This is a genomic window from Limnobaculum parvum (assembly GCF_003096015.2).
Taxonomy (GTDB): Bacteria; Pseudomonadota; Gammaproteobacteria; order Enterobacterales; family Enterobacteriaceae; genus Limnobaculum; species Limnobaculum parvum.
This window is the reverse complement of the sequence record NZ_CP029185.2, coordinates 2,810,023-2,829,599: the sequence shown is the minus strand read 5'-3', so window position 1 is coordinate 2,829,599 and position 19,577 is coordinate 2,810,023. Positions and strand designations below refer to the sequence as shown.

The 19,577-nt window shown below is 44.2% G+C and carries 19 protein-coding genes; 12 read left to right on the top strand and 7 right to left on the bottom strand.

The window, feature by feature from the left end; genetic code table 11:
- Positions 1–16: 16 nt before the first annotated feature.
- Entirely contained in the window at positions 17–790 is a 774-nt protein-coding gene (gene yaaA / locus HYN51_RS11855; RefSeq protein ID WP_108900220.1) for a peroxide stress protein YaaA, read from the bottom strand.
- 279 nt (positions 791–1,069) lie between these two features.
- Here yaaA and tal point away from each other — a divergent pair, with 279 nt between their 5' ends.
- From tal to HYN51_RS11840, 3 genes are all read left to right on the top strand, one after another.
- Complete coding sequence (gene tal, locus HYN51_RS11850; protein ID WP_108900219.1) at positions 1,070–2,023, top strand: transaldolase; 954 nt, start codon at positions 1,070–1,072, stop codon at positions 2,021–2,023.
- 168 nt (positions 2,024–2,191) lie between these two features.
- Positions 2,192–2,779: a molybdopterin adenylyltransferase gene (mog, locus tag HYN51_RS11845; protein WP_108900218.1), complete on the top strand. Its 588-nt coding sequence runs from the start codon at positions 2,192–2,194 to the stop codon at positions 2,777–2,779.
- 126 nt (positions 2,780–2,905) lie between these two features.
- The gene (locus HYN51_RS11840) at positions 2,906–4,237 is read left to right on the top strand and encodes an MFS transporter (protein WP_108900217.1); all 1,332 of its coding nucleotides are present in this window, start codon (positions 2,906–2,908) and stop codon (positions 4,235–4,237) included.
- A 184-nt stretch (positions 4,238–4,421) separates the two neighbouring features.
- On the opposite strand, the gene satP is transcribed toward HYN51_RS11840, so the two are convergent.
- A complete protein-coding gene (gene satP, locus HYN51_RS11835) occupies positions 4,422–4,994 on the bottom strand; it encodes an acetate uptake transporter (RefSeq protein WP_108900216.1) in 573 nt (190 codons plus the stop codon).
- A 337-nt stretch (positions 4,995–5,331) separates the two neighbouring features.
- On the opposite strand from satP, the gene dnaK reads away from it, so the two are divergent.
- The 3 genes from dnaK to nhaA all read left to right on the top strand — a co-directional run bounded on the left by dnaK (position 5,332) and on the right by nhaA (position 10,024).
- Complete coding sequence (gene dnaK, locus HYN51_RS11830) at positions 5,332–7,242, top strand: molecular chaperone DnaK (RefSeq protein WP_108900215.1); 1,911 nt, start codon at positions 5,332–5,334, stop codon at positions 7,240–7,242.
- A gap of 116 nt (positions 7,243–7,358) precedes the next feature.
- On the top strand, positions 7,359–8,486 hold the full coding sequence (gene dnaJ / locus HYN51_RS11825) for a molecular chaperone DnaJ (RefSeq protein WP_108900214.1): 1,128 nt from the start codon (positions 7,359–7,361) through the stop codon (positions 8,484–8,486).
- A 353-nt stretch (positions 8,487–8,839) separates the two neighbouring features.
- Complete coding sequence (gene nhaA / locus HYN51_RS11820) at positions 8,840–10,024, top strand: Na+/H+ antiporter NhaA (RefSeq protein ID WP_108900213.1); 1,185 nt, start codon at positions 8,840–8,842, stop codon at positions 10,022–10,024.
- Positions 10,025–10,078: 54 nt separating this feature from the next.
- Here nhaA and csgG read toward each other — a convergent pair whose 3' ends face one another.
- Genes csgG through csgD form a run of 4 tightly spaced genes read right to left on the bottom strand, consistent with a single transcriptional unit; the run spans position 10,079 to position 12,387 of the window.
- The gene (gene csgG, locus HYN51_RS11815) at positions 10,079–10,909 is read right to left on the bottom strand and encodes a curli production assembly/transport protein CsgG (protein WP_108900212.1); all 831 of its coding nucleotides are present in this window, start codon (positions 10,907–10,909) and stop codon (positions 10,079–10,081) included.
- Between the two features lie 16 nt (positions 10,910–10,925).
- Positions 10,926–11,336 (bottom strand): curli production assembly/transport protein CsgF, encoded by a 411-nt coding sequence (gene csgF / locus HYN51_RS11810; protein WP_108900211.1) that lies wholly within the window; start codon positions 11,334–11,336, stop codon positions 10,926–10,928.
- Positions 11,337–11,346: 10 nt separating this feature from the next.
- Positions 11,347–11,736 carry a curli production assembly/transport protein CsgE gene (gene csgE, locus HYN51_RS11805; RefSeq protein WP_108900210.1) on the bottom strand — a complete coding sequence of 130 codons (390 nt, stop codon included), beginning with the start codon at positions 11,734–11,736 and terminating at the stop codon, positions 11,347–11,349.
- A gap of 3 nt (positions 11,737–11,739) precedes the next feature.
- Positions 11,740–12,387, bottom strand: coding sequence for a biofilm master transcriptional regulator CsgD (gene csgD, locus HYN51_RS11800; protein ID WP_108900209.1), 648 nt, complete (start codon positions 12,385–12,387; stop codon positions 11,740–11,742).
- Positions 12,388–13,160: 773 nt separating this feature from the next.
- Here csgD and HYN51_RS11795 point away from each other — a divergent pair.
- The 3 genes from HYN51_RS11795 to csgC all read left to right on the top strand — a co-directional run bounded on the left by HYN51_RS11795 (position 13,161) and on the right by csgC (position 14,547).
- Complete coding sequence (locus HYN51_RS11795) at positions 13,161–13,649, top strand: curlin (RefSeq protein ID WP_108900208.1); 489 nt, start codon at positions 13,161–13,163, stop codon at positions 13,647–13,649.
- Between the two features lie 53 nt (positions 13,650–13,702).
- Complete coding sequence (locus HYN51_RS11790) at positions 13,703–14,149, top strand: curlin (RefSeq protein ID WP_108900207.1); 447 nt, start codon at positions 13,703–13,705, stop codon at positions 14,147–14,149.
- Between the two features lie 71 nt (positions 14,150–14,220).
- Positions 14,221–14,547, top strand: a complete 327-nt coding sequence (gene csgC / locus HYN51_RS11785; protein WP_108900206.1) for a curli assembly chaperone CsgC — start codon at positions 14,221–14,223, stop codon at positions 14,545–14,547.
- A gap of 93 nt (positions 14,548–14,640) precedes the next feature.
- Here the strand turns inward: csgC and rpsT are convergent, their stop codons facing one another.
- Entirely contained in the window at positions 14,641–14,901 is a 261-nt protein-coding gene (rpsT, locus tag HYN51_RS11780) for a 30S ribosomal protein S20 (RefSeq protein ID WP_108900205.1), read from the bottom strand.
- Between the two features lie 373 nt (positions 14,902–15,274).
- Between rpsT and ribF the strand changes: the two genes are divergently transcribed.
- The 3 genes from ribF to lspA are packed head-to-tail and all read left to right on the top strand — an operon-like array spanning position 15,275 to position 19,552.
- Positions 15,275–16,213 (top strand): bifunctional riboflavin kinase/FAD synthetase, encoded by a 939-nt coding sequence (gene ribF, locus HYN51_RS11775; protein ID WP_108900204.1) that lies wholly within the window; start codon positions 15,275–15,277, stop codon positions 16,211–16,213.
- Between the two features lie 34 nt (positions 16,214–16,247).
- The gene (gene ileS / locus HYN51_RS11770; protein ID WP_108900203.1) at positions 16,248–19,064 is read left to right on the top strand and encodes an isoleucine--tRNA ligase; all 2,817 of its coding nucleotides are present in this window, start codon (positions 16,248–16,250) and stop codon (positions 19,062–19,064) included.
- A complete protein-coding gene (gene lspA / locus HYN51_RS11765) occupies positions 19,064–19,552 on the top strand; it encodes a signal peptidase II (protein ID WP_108900202.1) in 489 nt (162 codons plus the stop codon). The genes ileS and lspA overlap by 1 nt, the downstream gene beginning before the upstream one ends.
- Positions 19,553–19,577 lie beyond the last annotated feature (25 nt).

Below are 19,577 nucleotides of genomic sequence, written 5' to 3'. Positions count from 1 at the left end.
ATAGCACTATTGATGATTATTGTTCAGGGCGTTTAAATACCAGTTCATTGCCCTGAGACGCGGTTTCATCAAACTGATAACCTTCCAAATCGAAATCAACTAGCTGTTCTGGGCGCGTTAGCTGATTTTTAATAATAAAACGACTCATTAGACCGCGGGCTTTTTTGGCGTAGAAGCTGATGATTTTGTATTTGCCGTTTTTCTGATCCAAAAACACCGGTTTAATGATGGTGGCGTCTAATGATTTGGTCTGAACGGATTTAAAGTATTCGTCTGAAGCCAGATTAACCAGAATATCATCCCCCTGATCTTTCAGCGCCTGATTCAATTTATCGGTAATCCGTTTGCCCCAGAACTCATACAGGTCTTTACCCCGTGGGTTTTCCAGCCGGGTGCCCATCTCAAGACGGTAAGCTTGCATCAAATCAAGAGGACGTAAGACGCCATACAGCCCGGACAGCATGCGTAGATGTTGCTGGGCGAAATCAAAATCCCGATCGTTAAAATCGTCAACGTGCAGGCCGGTGTAAACATCCCCTTTAAATGCTAGCAGTGCCTGACGAGCATTATCTGGCGTGAAGTCCGGGTGCCACTCTGTAAACCGCGCGGCGTTCAGACCGGCTAACTTATCACTGATACTCATCAAACTGGCAATTTGCGCTGGCGCTAACTTGCGACACGCTTTAATTAACGTTTTCGACTGGTCCAGCATTTCGGGGTGAGTATAACGTTCGGTCACCAGAGGGCTTGTATAATCGAGAGTTTTTGCCGGAGAGAGAGTAATCAGCATAATCAGATCCTGTGATAAATCATTTTTCGTTACTCTAGCAGAAAGTGGCAATAGAAAAAGCGATGGATTTAATAGGAGGCTTAAGAAATCTTTTGCACAACGTAATTTTTATATTATTTATCATTGAGTAATAGTCTTGTCAGCAGAGAGGTCGAGATAAATTTTATGCCGAAAACCTACGACTCCTACGTTCCGTCGTTGCACCCTTGTTAAGTCATGTTATTATCAGGCTAGTCCAATAATACTTCGATGCCTCACAAGCTTAACAAGAGACCTATCATGACAGATAAACTTTCCTCTCTACGTAAAATTACTACCGTTGTGGCTGATACCGGCGATATTGCAGCGATGAAACTGTATAAGCCTCAGGATGCAACAACTAACCCTTCTCTGATCCTGAATGCGGCTCAGTTACCTGAATATCGTAAACTGATTGATGAGGCGATTGCTTGGGCAAAAGGCCAAAGCAGCGACCGTGCACAGCAAATCGTGGATGCATCCGATAAGTTGGCAGTAAATATTGGCTTGGAAATCTTAAAACTGATCCCTGGCCGTATTTCTACTGAAGTTGATGCTCGCCTCTCCTATGACACGCAGGCCAGCATTGTTAAAGCTAAACATTTAATCAAACTCTATAACGATGCGGGTATCAGCAATGACCGCATTCTGATTAAATTGGCATCTACATGGCAGGGTATCTGCGCGGCGGCGCAGCTTGAGAAAGAAGGTATCAACTGTAACCTGACTCTGCTGTTCTCCTTCGCTCAGGCGCGTGCTTGTGCTGAAGCGGGTGTGTTCCTGATTTCTCCGTTTGTTGGACGTATTCTGGACTGGTACAAAACCAATGGCGATAAGAAAGAGTTTGCCCCTCATGAAGATCCGGGCGTTGTTTCTGTAACCAGTATTTACGAATACTACAAACAACACGGTTACAAAACTGTAGTGATGGGAGCTAGCTTCCGTAATTCCGGTGAGATTCTGGAGCTTGCCGGTTGTGACCGTTTGACCATTGCCCCTGCATTATTAAAAGAATTGTCTGAAAGTCAGGGAGAAGTTGAACGTAAGCTGACCTATAGCGGTTCAGTAAAAGATCGTCCAGCACCGCTGAATGAAGCACAGTTCTACTGGGAGCACCATCAGGATCCAATGGCGGTTGATAAGCTGGCAGATGGTATCCGTAAGTTTGCTGTCGATCAGGAAAAACTGGAAAAGATGATTGCAGATTTGCTGTAATGATTTTTTGATAAAGATAATTATACCGGCCTTCAGGCCGGTATTTTTTTATCAGTGATTCACTAGGGGATAATGACATCCTCCGTGTGCACTACGCTGCAAAAATAGTGTTAACAATAGTATGATAGTGCGTAGGTAAGCGCACAGTTTAGTGACAGAGGATTAGATATGAATAAGTTACGCATTGGTTTGGTTTCTATCTCCGATCGCGCATCCAATGGGGTTTATCAGGATCAGGGGATTCCGGCACTGGAATCATGGTTAAAAACCGCTTTGAGCAGTGAGTATGAAACTCAAAGTCGATTAATTCCTGATGAACAAGCGTTGATAGAGGAAGCGTTGTGTGAATTGGTGGATGAAAGAGGCTGTCATCTGGTTCTTACCACAGGAGGAACCGGCCCTGCTCGTCGTGACGTTACGCCTGATGCGACATTAGCCATTGCCGACCGCATTATGCCGGGGTTTGGTGAGCAGATGCGTCAGATCAGTTTGTACTATGTACCCACGGCAATACTTTCCCGTCAGGTTGGGGTAATTCGTAAACATGCGCTGATTATTAATCTTCCGGGGCAACCAAAGTCGATTAAAGAGACGTTGGAAGGGGTTAAAGATCAGGATGGGAAAACGGTAGTATCGGGTATTTTCGCTAGTGTCCCGTATTGCATTCAACTATTAGAGGGGCCTTATGTAGAGACCTATCCGCAGGTAGTAGAATCCTTTAGGCCCAAGAGCGCAATTCGCGATATAAAAGGTTAAATTAGAGCTTTTTACGAAATAAGATTTTCATCTACTGGTGTATCGCAATGAGTACGATATAGTAAAAATTAATTTACAGATGGTAAGCTAATTTTTTTATCAACCTATAGAAAAAGATGGAAATTTATGATTCAGCAACAAAATCGCCGATTGAACAAACAGGATTATAAGACGCTGACTCTGGCAGCATTAGGCGGTGCGCTGGAGTTTTACGACTTTATTATCTTTGTATTCTTCGCCGTGGTTATCGGTGAACTTTTCTTTCCTGCCAATATGCCTCAATGGTTGGTGCTGATGCAGACCTACGGTATTTTTGCCGCAGGCTATTTAGCTCGCCCGTTGGGGGGGATCATTATGGCTCATTTCGGTGACCTGGTAGGGCGCAAGCGCATGTTCTCTTTGAGTATTTTGCTGATGGCTTTACCTACGCTGGCCATGGGGATGCTACCAACTTATCAATCAATCGGCATTGCCGCTCCACTTTTGTTACTGTTGATGCGGATTTTCCAAGGTGCGGCTATTGGTGGCGAAGTTCCCGGAGCTTGGGTGTTTGTGGCTGAACATGTCCCTTATAAGCGTATCGGTATAGCGTGTGGCGTGTTGACCGCGGGCTTGACCGTTGGGATCTTGCTAGGTTCTTTTGTCGCAACCATGATCAACGCCATGATGAGCATGGAAACTATTCGTAACGGTGGGTGGAGAATACCTTTCTTTTTAGGCGGCATTTTTGGTCTGATTGCCATGTATTTGCGCCGTTGGTTAAAAGAAACACCGATTTTCATTGAGATGCAGCAGCGTAAAGCATTAGCCGCAGAGCTGCCGTTAAAATCAGTGGTGGTGAATCACACCAAAGCGGTCACCGTGTCTATGTTACTGACCTGGTTACTCTCTGCCGGTATTGTTGTGGTTATTCTGATGACGCCAAACTATCTGCAAACTCAATTTGGTATTGAGCGAGTTATTGCGCTGAAAGCAAACAGTATGGCGATTATCTCATTGTGCGTGGGTTGTATCATCGCGGGTATGGCTGTTGACCGTTTTGGTGCCAGTAAAACTTTTATCGGTGGCGGTTCGTTGCTGGCTGTTGCCAGTTGGACATTTTACCACTCGGCAACCAATGTTGACCTGCTGTTTATGACTTACAGCATCGCTGGGTTATGTGTGGGAGTGGTGGGTGCTGTTCCTTATGTTATGGTGCGAGCATTTCCAGCAGAGGTACGCTTCTCTGGCATCTCTTTCTCTTATAATGTTTCTTACGCCATTTTTGGCGGCTTGACGCCGATATGTGTAACTTATCTGATGAAATTCACACCAATGGCTCCGGCATATTATGTTTTGGCACTATCGGTGATGGGAATATTGTTGGGGATCTATCTACGTAACGATCTGAGAGCGACGGATAGCATTGTGGAACACAGTGATTCGGAGTTAGAGAAGGCATCGGTGACGGCGTCATAAGCTCAAATTCATCGCACCAGTTAAAAGCCATCTGTATGTACGGGTGGCTTTTAACATTTGTTATTAAATACATTTAATGGATTTAGTTTGTTCATTCGTTTGTAAGGCATTGTCTTAATCTCCCCCAAATTAAATGAAAACGCCTGCATCAGCAGGCGTTTTTGGGTGATAAATAAAACAGAGATTAACCTGCTTTACGTTCACCAATTGGCAGAACGGTGCGACCATACTGTTCGTTCAGGACTTCCGCCATTGCCAAATAAATTGCGCTGGCACCACAAACGATACCAACATAACCCGCAACGTTCAGCAGGCCTGTATTTGCGGTAATATTGCCGATAGATAACATAAAGAACAGTACCGTCAGGCTGGCAAAGACAAACTGTAAGCCACGGTTAGCGCGCAAGGTACCGCAGAACATAAATAGGGTGAAGATGCCCCATAATGCTAAATAGATACCAAGGAAGGTACCATCGGTAGCATGAGCATGTCCTACTTCCGGCATCAACCAGATACCGACTAAGGTCATCCAGAAGAAACCATAAGAGGTAAATGCGGTAACGCCGAAAGTATTACCTTTTTTGAACTCTAAAATACCGGCAATAACCTGTGCCATACCACCATAAAAAATACCCATAGCAACAATGGCTGTGGTTACCGGGAAGAATCCGGCGTTATGGATATTTAATAGGATAGTGGTCATCCCAAATCCCATCAATCCTAGTGGACCTGGGTTTGCTAATTTATTCGAGTGCATATTTCCTCTGTACTCACGAATGCTGATTTAATAAGTGGATTTTTATCCGCATAGAGGCGGAATTAACTAACAACGACCACGGGTAAATAACACCGCGTATTACACGTGAGCGCGCATAATAATGAGGCCTGAGTCACGAAACAATGGTTTTGATCAGGATTAATGCGAAATTTTTTTTATTTGCCCCCCTTGATGCCAGATTTGTCGCCCCCATCTTATGAACAACGGTGAAGCAAGCCTATGGATGTAAGACTTTTATTGGCAGTTGAAAAGTCATTTTACACCCCCATATAGGTGAGTATGTGAACGAATATAGTTTTTAAGTGGAGAACATGTAATGGGTAAAATTATTGGTATTGACTTGGGTACAACGAACTCATGTGTTGCTGTAATGGACGGCACACAGGTTCGCGTAATTGAGAACGCGGAAGGGGATCGTACAACTCCGTCAATTATCGCGTATACCCAAGACGGCGAAATTCTGGTTGGTCAGCCTGCTAAACGTCAGGCGGTGACCAACCCACAAAATACACTTTTCGCAATTAAACGTCTGATTGGTCGTCGTTTTGGTGATGAAGAAGTTCAGCGCGACCGTGACATTATGCCTTTTAAAATTATTGGGGCAGATAACGGCGATGCATGGGTTGAAGTAAAAAGTCAAAAAATCGCGCCACCTCAGATCTCTGCTGAAGTTTTGAAAAAAATGAAGAAAACGGCAGAAGACTTTTTAGGTGAGCCAGTAACCGAAGCGGTAATTACAGTTCCGGCATACTTTAACGATTCTCAACGTCAGGCAACCAAAGATGCCGGTCGTATCGCGGGTTTAGATGTAAAACGTATCATCAACGAACCAACCGCTGCTGCACTGGCTTACGGTATGGATAAAGAGATAGGTAACCGTACTATCGCCGTGTATGACTTAGGTGGTGGTACATTCGATATCTCTATTATTGAAATTGACGAAGTTGACGGCGAGAAAACTTTCGAAGTACTGGCAACTAACGGTGATACTCACCTAGGTGGTGAAGACTTCGATAATCGTCTGATCAACTATCTGGTTGATGAGTTCAAGAAAGAGCAGGGTTTTGATTTACGCAATGACCCGCTGGCGATGCAACGCCTGAAAGAAGCAGCAGAAAAAGCGAAAATTGAACTCTCCTCTGCTCAGCAAACGGATGTGAACCTGCCGTACATTACTGCAGATGCAACCGGTCCTAAGCATATGAATATTAAAGTGACTCGTGCAAAACTTGAGTCGCTGGTTGAAGATTTAGTTAACCGCTCTTTAGAGCCGTTAAAAGTCGCATTACAGGATGCTGGCCTATCAGTCAATGAAATCGACGATGTTATTCTGGTCGGTGGTCAAATCCGCATGCCTTTAGTACAGAAGAAAGTCTCTGATTTCTTCGGTAAAGAGCCGCGTAAAGACGTTAACCCGGACGAAGCAGTCGCTATTGGTGCTGCGGTGCAGGGCGGTGTGTTAGCGGGTGATGTTACTGACGTATTGCTGTTAGACGTAACGCCTCTGTCTCTAGGTATTGAAACCATGGGCGGCGTGATGACTTCGCTGATTGCCAAGAATACGACGATCCCGACTAAACACAGTCAGGTGTTCTCGACGGCTGAAGACAATCAGTCTGCGGTAACTATCCATGTTATTCAAGGTGAGCGTAAGCGTGCGGCAGATAACAAATCTCTGGGTCAGTTTAATCTGGACGGAATTCAGGCAGCACCACGCGGTATGCCGCAAATCGAAGTAACGTTTGACATCGATGCTGACGGTATTCTGCACGTATCGGCGAAAGATAAAAACAGCGGTCGTGAGCAAAACATTACCATTAAGGCCTCTTCTGGTTTGAACGAAGAAGAGATCCAAAAAATGGTTCGTGAAGCAGAAGCCAACGCCGATGCCGACCGTAAGTTCGAAGAGCTGGTTCAAACCCGTAATCAGGGTGACCACCTGTTGCACAGTACCCGTAAGCAAATTACAGAAGCTGGCGACAAACTACCAACGGATGACAAAACCGCAATTGAAGCTGCGTTAAGTGCGCTGGAAACTTCACTGAAAGGTGAAGATAAAGCGGATATTGAAGCGAAGATTCAGGCTTTGGTTGAAGTATCCGGTAAACTGATGGAAATGGCTCAACAGCAACATGCTGAAACCGCATCAGAAGGCGCACAAAGCGCGCCAAGTAAAGATGACGACGCCGTTGACGCTGAGTTCGAAGAAGTTAAAGACAAGAAGTAATCGCCCTTAAGCGGGCACGGTAATGATGCTGAAATTGTGGTATTGTTAACGGAACTTGGCACGGGCGTTGAGGTAACTCTACGCCCGTGTACGCATATATAGGGTAAAGTCCACCGATGGCGAAGAAAGACTATTACGAAATCCTAGGCGTAGGCCGTGACGCAGATGAGCGTGAAATTAAGAAGGCCTATAAACGTTTAGCGATGAAACATCACCCGGATAGAAACCAGGGTGATAAAGAATCTGAAGAGAAATTCAAAGAGATTAAAGAAGCTTATGAAGTGCTGACCGATGCACAAAAGAAAGCAGCTTACGATCAGTATGGTCATGCTGCTTTTGAACAAGGCGGCATGGGTGGTGGCGGTGGCTTCAGCGGCGGCGGTGATTTTAACGATATCTTTGGTGATGTATTTGGCGATATCTTTGGTGGTCGTCGTCAACGTGCAAGTCGGGGTTCTGATCTGCAATACACCATGACGCTAACGCTGGAAGAAGCGGTTCGCGGTGTGGCTAAAGAGATCCGTATTCCAACACTGGCTGAGTGTGACGTTTGCCACGGCAGCGGTGCGAAAGTGGGTACCAGCTCAATCACCTGTTCTACCTGTCATGGTGCTGGTCAGGTTCAAATGCGTCAGGGTTTCTTTGCCGTACAGCAAACCTGCCCAACCTGTCATGGTCGCGGTAAGATTATTAAAGATCCATGCAATAAGTGTCATGGTCAGGGCCGTGTAGAGAAGACCAAAACGCTGTCGGTTAAGATCCCTGCGGGTGTTGATACCGGTGACCGCATCCGCTTGTCTGGCGAAGGCGAAGCCGGAGAGAATGGTGCACAGTCTGGTGATTTATACGTTCAGGTTCAGGTGAAACAGCATCCTATCTTTGAACGCGATGGTAATAACCTTTATTGTGAAGTGCCGATTAACTTCGCAATGGCGGCTTTAGGTGGTGAAATTGAAGTCCCTACGCTAGACGGGCGGGTCAATCTAAAGGTTCCGGAAGAAACTCAAACGGGTAAGCTGTTCCGCATGCGCGGAAAGGGTGTGAAGTCGGTTCGCGGCGGAAGCCAGGGCGACCTGCTGTGCCGGGTTGTGGTTGAAACTCCTGTTAAGCTTAATGAAAAGCAGAAACAGCTATTACGTGAGCTTGAAGAGTCTTTAGGTGGCGAAAAAGGTGCTAAAAATAGCCCTCGCTCTAAGTCATTTCTTGATGGCGTGAAGAAGTTTTTTGATGATTTGACTAGCTAATTATTTAGCATCTTATTGCCAAGAGAAAAATCCTCGATCGATGATCGAGGATTTTTTTTGTCTGAACTAAAAAGAATAACAGGCTGCTTTTTCTGCTTAATGCTTACTAAATTTTAAGTGCTGTATTTTGAATGATTATCAACGTTATGTCATGATTAATAAAAATATTTTAATTTTTCAATGATAAGTAACTTAGGGTTTAAGTATCATTAAAGACTACTTTTTGTAAAATTATAGATTCTTAGTCTAATTTTAAGGTGATAGGTGAAGTTTTATAGTACTATCCGATTATGCCTAATTGAATAATAACATATGGTATCTTGTCATCAGGTATTAAAGGAGCCGCTCTTATCATGACTCGCTATTTGCGCCAGTTTCTAAAATTAGAAGCATCTGGTGGTATTTTACTGATTATTGCAGCATTAATCGCCATGATTATGGCTAACTCATCTTTGCAGGCAGCCTATGAAGGCTTTTTACATTTACCCGTAGTAATCAAGATTGCCGCATTGGATTTAAGCAACTCTCTGGCTCACTGGATTAATGATGGTTTGATGGCCATCTTCTTTCTGGTGATTGGGCTGGAAGTTAAAAAAGAGTTGATAGAAGGATCGCTGAAGGGAAGAGATCAGGCGATGTTTCCGGTGGTAGCGGCAGTCGGAGGGATGATTCTACCCGCGTTGGTTTATCTAATATTTAATATGGATGATGCGGTAACCCGTACCGGCTGGGCCATTCCGGCGGCAACCGATATCGCTTTTGCACTTGGTGTCATGGCATTGTTAGGAAGCCGAGTACCAACCAGTTTGAAAGCTTTTTTAATGGCGTTAGCCATTATTGACGATCTGGGGGCGATTATCATTATTGCCCTGTTTTATACCAAAGCGCTGTCAATGGTTGCCTTGGCGGGAGCTGCCGTGACAATTGCCACGATGGCGGTGATGAACTGGCGTGGCGTAGGCAACAAATTGGCTTACATTATTGTGGGCGCAATACTCTGGGTCTTTATGCTTAAGTCTGGTGTACATGCCACATTGGCAGGGGTTATTACTGGATTTTTTATCCCACTAAATGGCACTGAAGGTAGTAAGCCGCTGGATAGTTTGATTCATCAGTTACATCCTTGGGTGACCTACTTTATTTTACCGTTGTTTGCTTTTGCCAATGCCGGCGTTACTTTGGCGGGGGTTACGCTGAATTCCCTGACCGGTATTTTGCCATTGGGGATTATGCTAGGTTTGGTGGTAGGTAAGCCGTTGGGGATCTTTGGTTTTTGCTGGGTTGCGTTAAAAACCGGTTTGGTCAAGATGCCAGAATCTATCCAACTAAAACACATTTGCTCTGTTTCTGTACTGTGTGGTATTGGCTTTACCATGTCGATTTTTATCTCTTCTCTGGCATTTGAAGGATTATCCGCTGAATATATTACCTATTCGCGCTTAGGTATTTTGATTGGTTCAACGGCCGCTGCCGTATTGGGGTACTTCCTGCTGAAGCTCTCATTAGCTAAGTTATCGCCAAAAAGTGTTCTAAAGTAGCAAAGAATAGGGGTTCACCTGTAGGTAGAACCCCTATATCGAAATCATCTGTTATCAGGCGACCGGAACTTTAAGATTTTTATAGCGCTGGAAAACTGGCGTATTAATCTCTTGTGGGTTTTGCAGTTGCCATAGGTTACGAGATATACCATCGTTAATCAGGTAAATAACACCCGTCTCAATGGCTGACATCAAGCACATCATTACGGGTTCATTAGAGGTATAACCTACTTCACCTTCCAGCAAGCGCTGATAATCAATAAAGCGGAATACACCTGCCTGAACTTCATAAGAAAGAATCGTTTTACTGGTATTCACCGATGAGAGGATTTCTCCCGTGCTCACATTGACTACCCGTAAATTAACGGCAATCTGATCGAGTTGATATTGCGTACTGCCCCCGATACCAAAATAGCGCGCACCAATACCCCCTGATTTTACGTTGCTTTCGTAGCCGATAATGGAGCCTTCGATGAGTACGTTTGCTGCCACCAGAGAGGAAAGTGGCTGCGTATTATTAACAGCTGCTTTACCATTCTCTTGAGCGGCCCGAATAATTTTTCGTTCATTTAACAGGTTTTGCAGGCCTTGCCGCTCCAGTGGGATAAACCAGTTGGAGTCCTTCAATGCAGATATCAGCATGGCCGTCGCACTCTGTGGCACCGAGGTAGAGAAGTTACTGGCAGGATAAGGTTTAAACTGACCCGTTTCGTCCTGGATGTTATATACCGAGACAAAAATTTTGCCTTTTGGCGTCGGTAATTGCACTAAGTCCTGATAACTTTGACTGCGCGGCAATAGTGTTGGTTCAGCCGCTTGCTTTGGAGGAGCAGTCAGACAACCATTTAGTAGAAACAGGCTGGCAATTAATAAAAGATGGCGCATAGGTCGTTACCTTGTCTTAGTTAGCGCTGATACTGGTCAAACCATCAACTTCAATGGTTGAGCTTTTACCACTGGCACGATCGAGAACATTCATCGTCAAGCGACCATCGGTGTTAGTGACATCAACAATAAAATCTTTTGTCACCAGCCGGCCTGGTTTTCCCTGATTAATATTACCCATCAGACTACCCAAAAGTTGGGATTGAATGGCCGAAGTAAAATTATCCAGCGCAGTGGGTGTAGACGATTCAAAGTCATATCCATCGGGATCTTTATAAGAGTTTTGTGCATTGGCTTCAGATAACAGATAAGAGCCATTATTTGGGTTACCACCAAAGTTAGGGTTAACGAACTGAAATACCATGTTTCCTCCCCAAGAGAGGGGCGAGAACAGAAGCAAAGATAGAACCATGTTTTTGATACGCATAACACTCTCCTTAAAACTCATCACGGGTTAAGTCACCGGTATTCAGAAGGCTTTGGTCTACCTGTCTTCTGGCCAGCTTTTCTGCCACTTTATCCGTGGCTAATTCTACGTTGCGATTAAAGTCGCGTTTGGTTGGAAATAGAAATGCTTGATGTAATACATCCTGATCGATTTTTATGGTTATCCAGCTACCCCAACGTGCGCTGGGTTTTTCGCTGATGGTGATATTTCCTTTAAAATCTTTATCCCACTTATCACTAAAGGCGCGATAAAAGTCGTGTCCGGTGGCGGTTACCGTGTGGTCGGTAATCAAACCAGGGACTTCAACTTCAACAGCCCATGTAACATGGCTAAAAGTTAGAAATAGTGAAATGACAGCAGCATACAGATAACCGTTCATGATTCAGCGCCTAAGATGTTCATTAGCCCAGGTTGCCGCCTGAGTACGATTTTTCACGGATATCTTTTTGAACAGGTTATAAAGATGAGTTTTAACCGTGTTTTCACTAATAAACAGTAATCTGGCGATTTCTAAATTGGATGCACCCAGACTCAATTTGTGCAGGATCTCTTTTTCCCGCTGAGTCAGGTAAGCCGCATTATCTCCGGGGTTATAATGGTAGAATCGTGACTGATTAAGCAGATGACTGGCTAATCGCTGAGAAAAATAATATTCGCCACAAATGACGCTATTGATCCCTTCGATTAACTTTTCCTGATCGGCAGAAAGATAAAAAACAGCACTAATTTGTGGCCATTTTTCAATTTCTTCAAAGTGATAGTCTTCTGGCGTATTCAGTAATAGTAATTTAATACGATCGCGATTTTGATTGAGAACGCCTTGCCAAAAAGTAATTAACTTTCTGTCTACGCTCATCAAATCAAAAAGAACCAATACCTTTTCAGGAGGCGGTTCATCGAGAGGTTTATGAATATTTTGCAACTTAACATTAATGGATAAGGCTGTATTTAATTGATGCAATAGTGCTGTGGCTAATAACGATGGCTGTGTTATTAACAACAATAAGCTTCTGTTTGCTTCATTATTCATAATGAAACTCCGAAATAATAGACAAGCCCATCCGCGCAGAATCTGAGAAACTGCAGTAACAGTAATTAGTTAATGACTTTTTATTTTCATAAAAGATGTCATTCAGAATATATATGACAATTTCGTTAGAGTTTCTTTTGTTTTATTGATTCCTTTGATGAGTTGTTTTTACATATTCAATCTAGTATTAACGATTTCTAAATCAAGGTCTATTTTTGTTGCTAAATGTTTCTGTTGGTTTTAAAAACTTTCAATTAATTCAAATAACTAATCATGGGTATGATATGAAATTTCAATAAAATCATACTGTAGTGCTATTTAATAAAGAGATTTGTAATGCGAAACGTAATCTATATGCCGCATTTTAGATATATGTAATAGCTATAAATTATTTCTTAATGATGAGTGAGTCACTTGGTTTTTAAATTCTTTAATTTGTGTGATTATTATATTGATGACATTATTGTGTAGTATGGTAATCGTATTTTTATATTTTATTATATGGACTTTTTATATGGATAAAATGATTAGCCATTTTTTAATTAAAGATTAATGACTGTGGTGGTTTACTGTTTGTTCTAAAACTTTTGTATCAATACTATTTTTTAAAATACGAAAAGAGGGTGAGTTTTTTATTTTTGAGCGATCGCATACTCAAATCATTATGTAACGAAGCAAATAATCATGATGGTAAATATCTGAAAGAAACTCATTGATTTTATTATTCATGTTTATGGCTAAGTCAACCCATTAGATTTAATCAGGGTGACAAAATGAAAAGATTGATATGTGCATTAGCGTTGCTTTCTGTTTCTGCTACATCGATTGCCCAATATGACATGGCGGGTTCTGAATTTGTTTCATCAGATTATCCGATGAATTTTGGGAACGTTATTGGACATGGGAATCGGGCAAACATCGAGCAAAACGGCACCTCCAATATGGCAATTGTCGTACAAAAGGGGAGTGCTAATCAGGCGCAGGTCAGGCAATCAGGGAGCAATAACACGGCTGTTATGGCTCAAAAAGGTATCGCTAATAGCGCTGAAATTATTCAGGCTGATGCTAACAATGTGGCTTATATAGCACAGTTCGGAGTAGCAAATTCAGCGTCTATTGAGCAATCAGATTTTGATAATGAAGCTTACATTATCCAAAAGGGTAAAGGGAGCGTAACGCAGATTATTCAAAATGGTGTAAACCGGTCCGCTGGTGTTATACAAAATTCGTCAGGAATGGCCATTCGAGTTACTCAACACTAGGAATGACTGTTTTTTGATAATCATAGAAAGCCTATATACGACGGGGTAGTATCATGAAACTGTGGAAAATTATTGCGTTATCATCACTAGTTCTTTCTGGCAGTGCAATGGCTGGTCATTATGATCCTCCTGCACCACCCGCTCCAACTGTGCCTCAATATACCGGGGCATCTGCTGAAATTCGTATCTATCAGGCAGGTACCAGTAACTTTGCTGATGCCAGTCAAACTCAGGCTTATAAATCGTTAACTGATATTGAGCAGCGTGGCGATCGCAACAAGTCTTACAGCAATCAAAGCGGTGACAACAGTTTAATTAACGTTGACCAATTTGGTAATGATAACTTGAGCGTAGCTGCACAAACTGCGAATAAAGCGGCAATCTATGTTTCTCAAAGTGGTAGTGGTAACGTTTCTGGTGCATCACAAAGTTATGACGGCGGTTTAATTTCCGTTACTCAGGCTGGTGCGGGTAACGTTGCATACTCTAACCAACATTAATTAGGTTCCTTCTATGTAAAAACAGGGCGATTGCCCTGTTTTGTTTTTTTGGGTTCTTCTGAGGAATTATTATGTCTTTTTTACTTGTCGCAGCCCTCAGTAACCAGCTTTGGTTTAGTACGCAACAGGATGCCCGCTACTACACCATTACTCCAAAGGTAAATCTTGATAGTAGTTGTGAATGCACGATCTCAGTAGAGATCCAACGTAAGGGAAGTCAGGGAGAGAGCCGAAGCCTTCAAAAGAGTAACATTTCACTGGAAGCTAGAAAAGAGCGAGCCCTTGGGCAAATGAAACTAAGCATTTCTCAGGGCGAACGGGTGGATATTACTGTCACATTAAGCAATGGTAGTAATATAGAAATGAAGACGCAGTGGAGTTCATCTCCTAAAGTGTGATCTTTTGGGTTGCTGAAGGTTTGTTGCGTTTTGATAAACGGTAGACATAAAAAAACCGGCAATGCCGGTTTTTTTAAGAAACGCTCAACATTATTACATAGCGTTGATTTGTACAGTCAAGTTTGACTTATGACGCGCAGCTTTATTCTTGTGAATTAAGCCTTTTGCTGCCTGACGGTCAACAATTGGTTGCATGTCATTAAATGCTGCCTGAGCAGCAGCTTTGTCACCTGCTGTAATCGCCATTTGTACTTTCTTGATGAAAGTACGCATCATAGAGCGACGGCTTGCGTTATGCTTGCGGCGCTTCTCAGATTGGATGGCGCGTTTCTTAGCTGATTTAATATTAGCCAAGGTCCAACTCCCAAATAGTTTCTTGAGGACATTCTAAAGGCGAAGGAATATGCCCTTTCGACCTTCTTTTGTCAACGGATTTGTGCAAATTAGCGCCGCCATTTTCTCTTTTTACTAAAAAAAGAAGGGGCGACACCGCGGTTATCGATGGCGCAGAATTCTAACAGCTTTATACAACAGAATACAGTAATTAACGCGTTTTCTTTATGCAGATGCTGAAGATATAGGCATTACTGTATATTTATCGGTAGATTAACGCCTGAAGGCAATAAACCACAGAAGATTTTCGTTTATCACGTAATCGCGGGTTAACCTTAGGCGCGGCTATTGCTATAATCGATGGTTTCCAACTGTACAGAGCCCAAAACTGATTATGGAGCTGATTCGCGGTATACACAATATCCGACCTCGCCACCACGGGTGTGTTTTGACGATTGGTAATTTTGACGGCGTTCACCTTGGACATCAAGCGTTACTGCGTCAGTTAAAACGAGAAGGGAAGCGTTTGGGTCTGCCAACGATGGTGATGATTTTTGAACCCCAGCCGTTGGAGTTATTTGCCCCACAGCAGGCGCCCGCAAGGCTGACTCGTTTACGCGATAAGTGTAAATATCTGGCGCAGGCTGGTATCGATTATCTGCTGTGCGTGAAGTTTGATTCTGTTTTTGCAGCCAACAGCGCAGAGCAATTTATTTCTCGATTGCTGGTGGATCTGTTGGGTGTTAAATTTTTAATGGTTGGCGATGATTTTCGCTTTGGGGCGAAGCGGCAAGGGGATTTCTCTTTGCTGAAAACCGCCGGAGAAACCGTTGGTTTTTCTGTCGCCGATAGCGAAAGTTTTTGCGAGTCGGGTACTCGAATCAGTAGTACCATCATTCGTCAGGCGCTGCGAGACGATAATCTAGCGTTGGCAGAATCTTTACTTGGGCGCCCATACAGTATGTGTGGACGGGTAGTCCATGGTGATGAGTTAGGGAGAACCATTGGTTTTCCTACCGCGAATTTACCGATGAAGCGACTAGTGGCACCCATTAAAGGGGTGTATGCCGTAGAAGTTCAGGGGTTGGTCGATAAGCCATTACCCGGCGTAGCCAATATTGGCACACGGCCCACGGTTTCCGGTGTACGCCAACAGCTTGAAGTGCATTTATTAGATGTTGATATGAACCTATATGGTCGCCATATTGATGTTGTTATCAGAGAAAAATTACGCAGCGAGCAGCGTTTTGCCTCGTTGGATGCTTTAAAACAGCAGATTGAAAATGATGTCGTGACCGCCCGTGAATATTTTGGGCAAACGGTACGGACTTAAATATCTAGCCGAGAGATAGGGAACCGAGAATCGAATGACTGACTATAAGAACACGTTGAATTTGCCGGAAACCGGTTTTCCAATGCGCGGCGATTTAGCCACGCGTGAACCGGATATGCTAAAACATTGGTATGAATCTGACCTGTATGGTGCGATTCGCCAGGCCAAAAAAGGGAAGAAAACCTTTATTCTTCATGATGGCCCTCCTTATGCAAACGGCAGCCTTCATATTGGTCATGCGGTAAATAAAATTCTCAAAGACATAATTATCAAGTCAAAAGGTATGGCTGGGTATGATGCGCCATACGTACCAGGCTGGGACTGCCACGGATTACCAATTGAGCTGAAAGTGGAACAGCTTGTGGGTAAGCCGGGCGAGAAAATCAGCGCAGCTGAGTTCCGTAAAGCTTGTCGTGACTATGCAGCGGAACAGGTTGAAGGCCAGAAAAAAGATTTTATCCGCTTAGGTGTGCTGGGTGATTGGGATCATCCATACCTGACGATGGAATATAAGACTGAAGCCAATATCATTCGTTCTCTGGCAAAAATTATCGGCAATGGTCACCTGCATAAAGGTGCTAAGCCAGTGCATTGGTGCATTGACTGCCGCTCGTCTCTGGCTGAAGCTGAAGTCGAATATTACGATAAAACTTCACATTCTATTGATGTGCGTTTCGCTGCGGTTGATCCCGTAGCCGTCGCGGCCCAGTTTGGTGTAAGTCAGTTGTCTGGTTCAGTTTATGCGGTTATCTGGACTACCACTCCGTGGACCTTACCGGCAAACCGAGCTATTTCTCTGCATCCCGAGTTTGAGTATCAGTTAGTTCTGGCGGGTAGTGACTACTTAATTCTGGCTGCCGATTTGGTTGAAAGCGTGATGAAACGCGCCGGTATTGATAGCTGGAAAGTTCTGGGTAGCGCAAAAGGGGCTGATTTAGAACTGATGCGCTTTAAACATCCGTTCCTGAATTTTGATGTACCAATCGTACTGGGTGAACACGTTACTCTGGATGCGGGTACCGGAGCGGTACATACCGCGCCTGGTCATGGTCCTGATGACTATGTGGTTGGTCAAAAGTATCAGTTAGAAGTGGCGAATCCGGTTGGCCCAGATGGTTGCTATCTGTCGGGAACTGGCGCTGGCCTTGATGGTTTAAACGTATTTAAAGCCAACGATGCCATTATTGAAATACTGCGTGAACACGGTGCCTTATTACACCTTGAAAAACTGCTGCACAGCTATCCATGCTGCTGGCGTCATAAGTCCCCGATTATTTTCCGTGCAACCCCTCAGTGGTTTGTCAGCATGGATCAAAATGGCTTACGTAAGCAGTCTCTGGAAGAGATTAAAGGCGTTCGCTGGATCCCCGATTGGGGTCAGGCTCGCATCGAAAACATGGTAGCAAATCGCCCTGACTGGTGTATCTCACGCCAGCGCACTTGGGGTATGCCAATGTCACTGTTTGTCCATAAAGATACGGATGAACTGCACCCTCGCGCCTTAGAAATTATGGAGCAGGTAGCTCAGCGCGTCGAACAGCATGGTATTCAGGCATGGTGGGATCTGGATCCAAAAGACGTATTGGGTGAAGATGCCGATAATTATGTGAAGGTGCCGGATACGCTGGACGTTTGGTTTGACTCGGGATCGACTCACTCCTCAGTAATTGATGTACGACCTGAATTCCACGGCCATAGCGCTGATATGTATTTGGAAGGTTCAGACCAGCATCGCGGTTGGTTTATGTCTTCCCTGATGATTTCAACAGCGATGAAAGGCAAAGCCCCTTATCGTCAGGTTCTGACTCACGGTTTTACTGTGGATGGTCAAGGCCGGAAGATGTCGAAATCTATCGGTAATACCATTAGTCCTCAGGACGTAATGAATAAGCTGGGTGGCGACATCCTGCGCCTGTGGGTAGCCTCAACGGATTACACCGGTGAGATTGCGGTGTCCGATGAAATTTTAAAACGCTCTGCGGATGCTTATCGTCGTATCCGTAACACCGCGCGTTTCCTGCTGGCTAACCTGAGCGGTTTTGATCCGGCAAAAGATATGGTGAAACCAGAAGAGATGGTGGTTCTGGATCGCTGGGCAGTCGGTCGCGCTCTGGCTGCACAAAATGAAATTGCGGCCAGTTATGATAACTACGATTTCCATGTGGTTATTCAACGTTTGATGCAGTTCTGCTCCGTTGAAATGGGCTCTTTCTATCTGGATATCATCAAAGATCGCCAGTACACCGCAAAAGGTGATAGCCTGGCGCGCCGTAGCTGTCAGACTGCGCTGTATCATATCGCTGAAGCATTGGTTCGCTGGATGGCGCCGGTTATGTCGTTTACTGCTGATGAGATTTGGAACTATCTGCCGGGGGAACGTGAGAAGTTTGTGTTTACCGGTGAATGGTACCAAGGGTTATTCGGTCTGGCCGATGGCGAAAGCATGAATGACAGCTATTGGGAAGAATTGCTGAAGGTTCGTGGTGAAGTAAACAAAGTGTTAGAGCAGGCGCGCAGCGATAAGAAACTCGGTGGCTCCCTTGAAGCATCGGTGACTTTATTTGCCGACGCCGATCTGGCAGATAAGCTCAATTCGCTTAAAAATGAGCTGCGTTTTGTGTTGCTGACGTCAGGTGCCAAAGTTGAACCAATTGCTCAAGCAACGGCAGATGCACAACAAAGCGAAATGATTAAAGGTTTGAAGGTTGGATTGGCTAAAGCTCAGGGCACTAAATGTCCTCGTTGTTGGCACTATACGCTGGATGTTGGTCAAAATGCAGAACATCCGGATCTTTGTGGTCGCTGTGTAACTAACGTTGCCGGCAATGGTGAAGAGCGTAAGTTCTCTTGATGAGTAAATCTATTGGTTCTACCGGACTCCGCTGGCTATGGCTGGCGGTTGTCGTGCTGATTGTCGATCTGGCCAGTAAGTTTTGGGTAGTAAAAAATTTCCGTCTGGGTGAGTCGGTTGATTGGTTACCGTTCTTTAATTTCTACTATGCGAGAAATTATGGTGCAGCGTTTAGTTCCTTTATGGGACAGCGTTGGGCGTTGGCAGCCGTAGCGATAACGATTACCACCGTATTAATGGTGATGATGTACCGTACAGCGGCCACGGCTAAATGGAGCAATATTGCTTTCACCCTGATTATCGGCGGTGCCTTGGGTAATCTGTTTGATCGTCTGTACCATGGTTTTGTCGTCGACTTTTTTGATTTTTTTATTGGCGATTGGCACTACCCAACTTTTAACGTTGCTGATTGTGCCATATGCATCGGGGCGGTGATGGTGGTACTGGAAGGTTTTATTTTCTCTAAAAAAGAGAAAAAGCCGACGTAATACAAGTCACAGTGATGTAACGGTT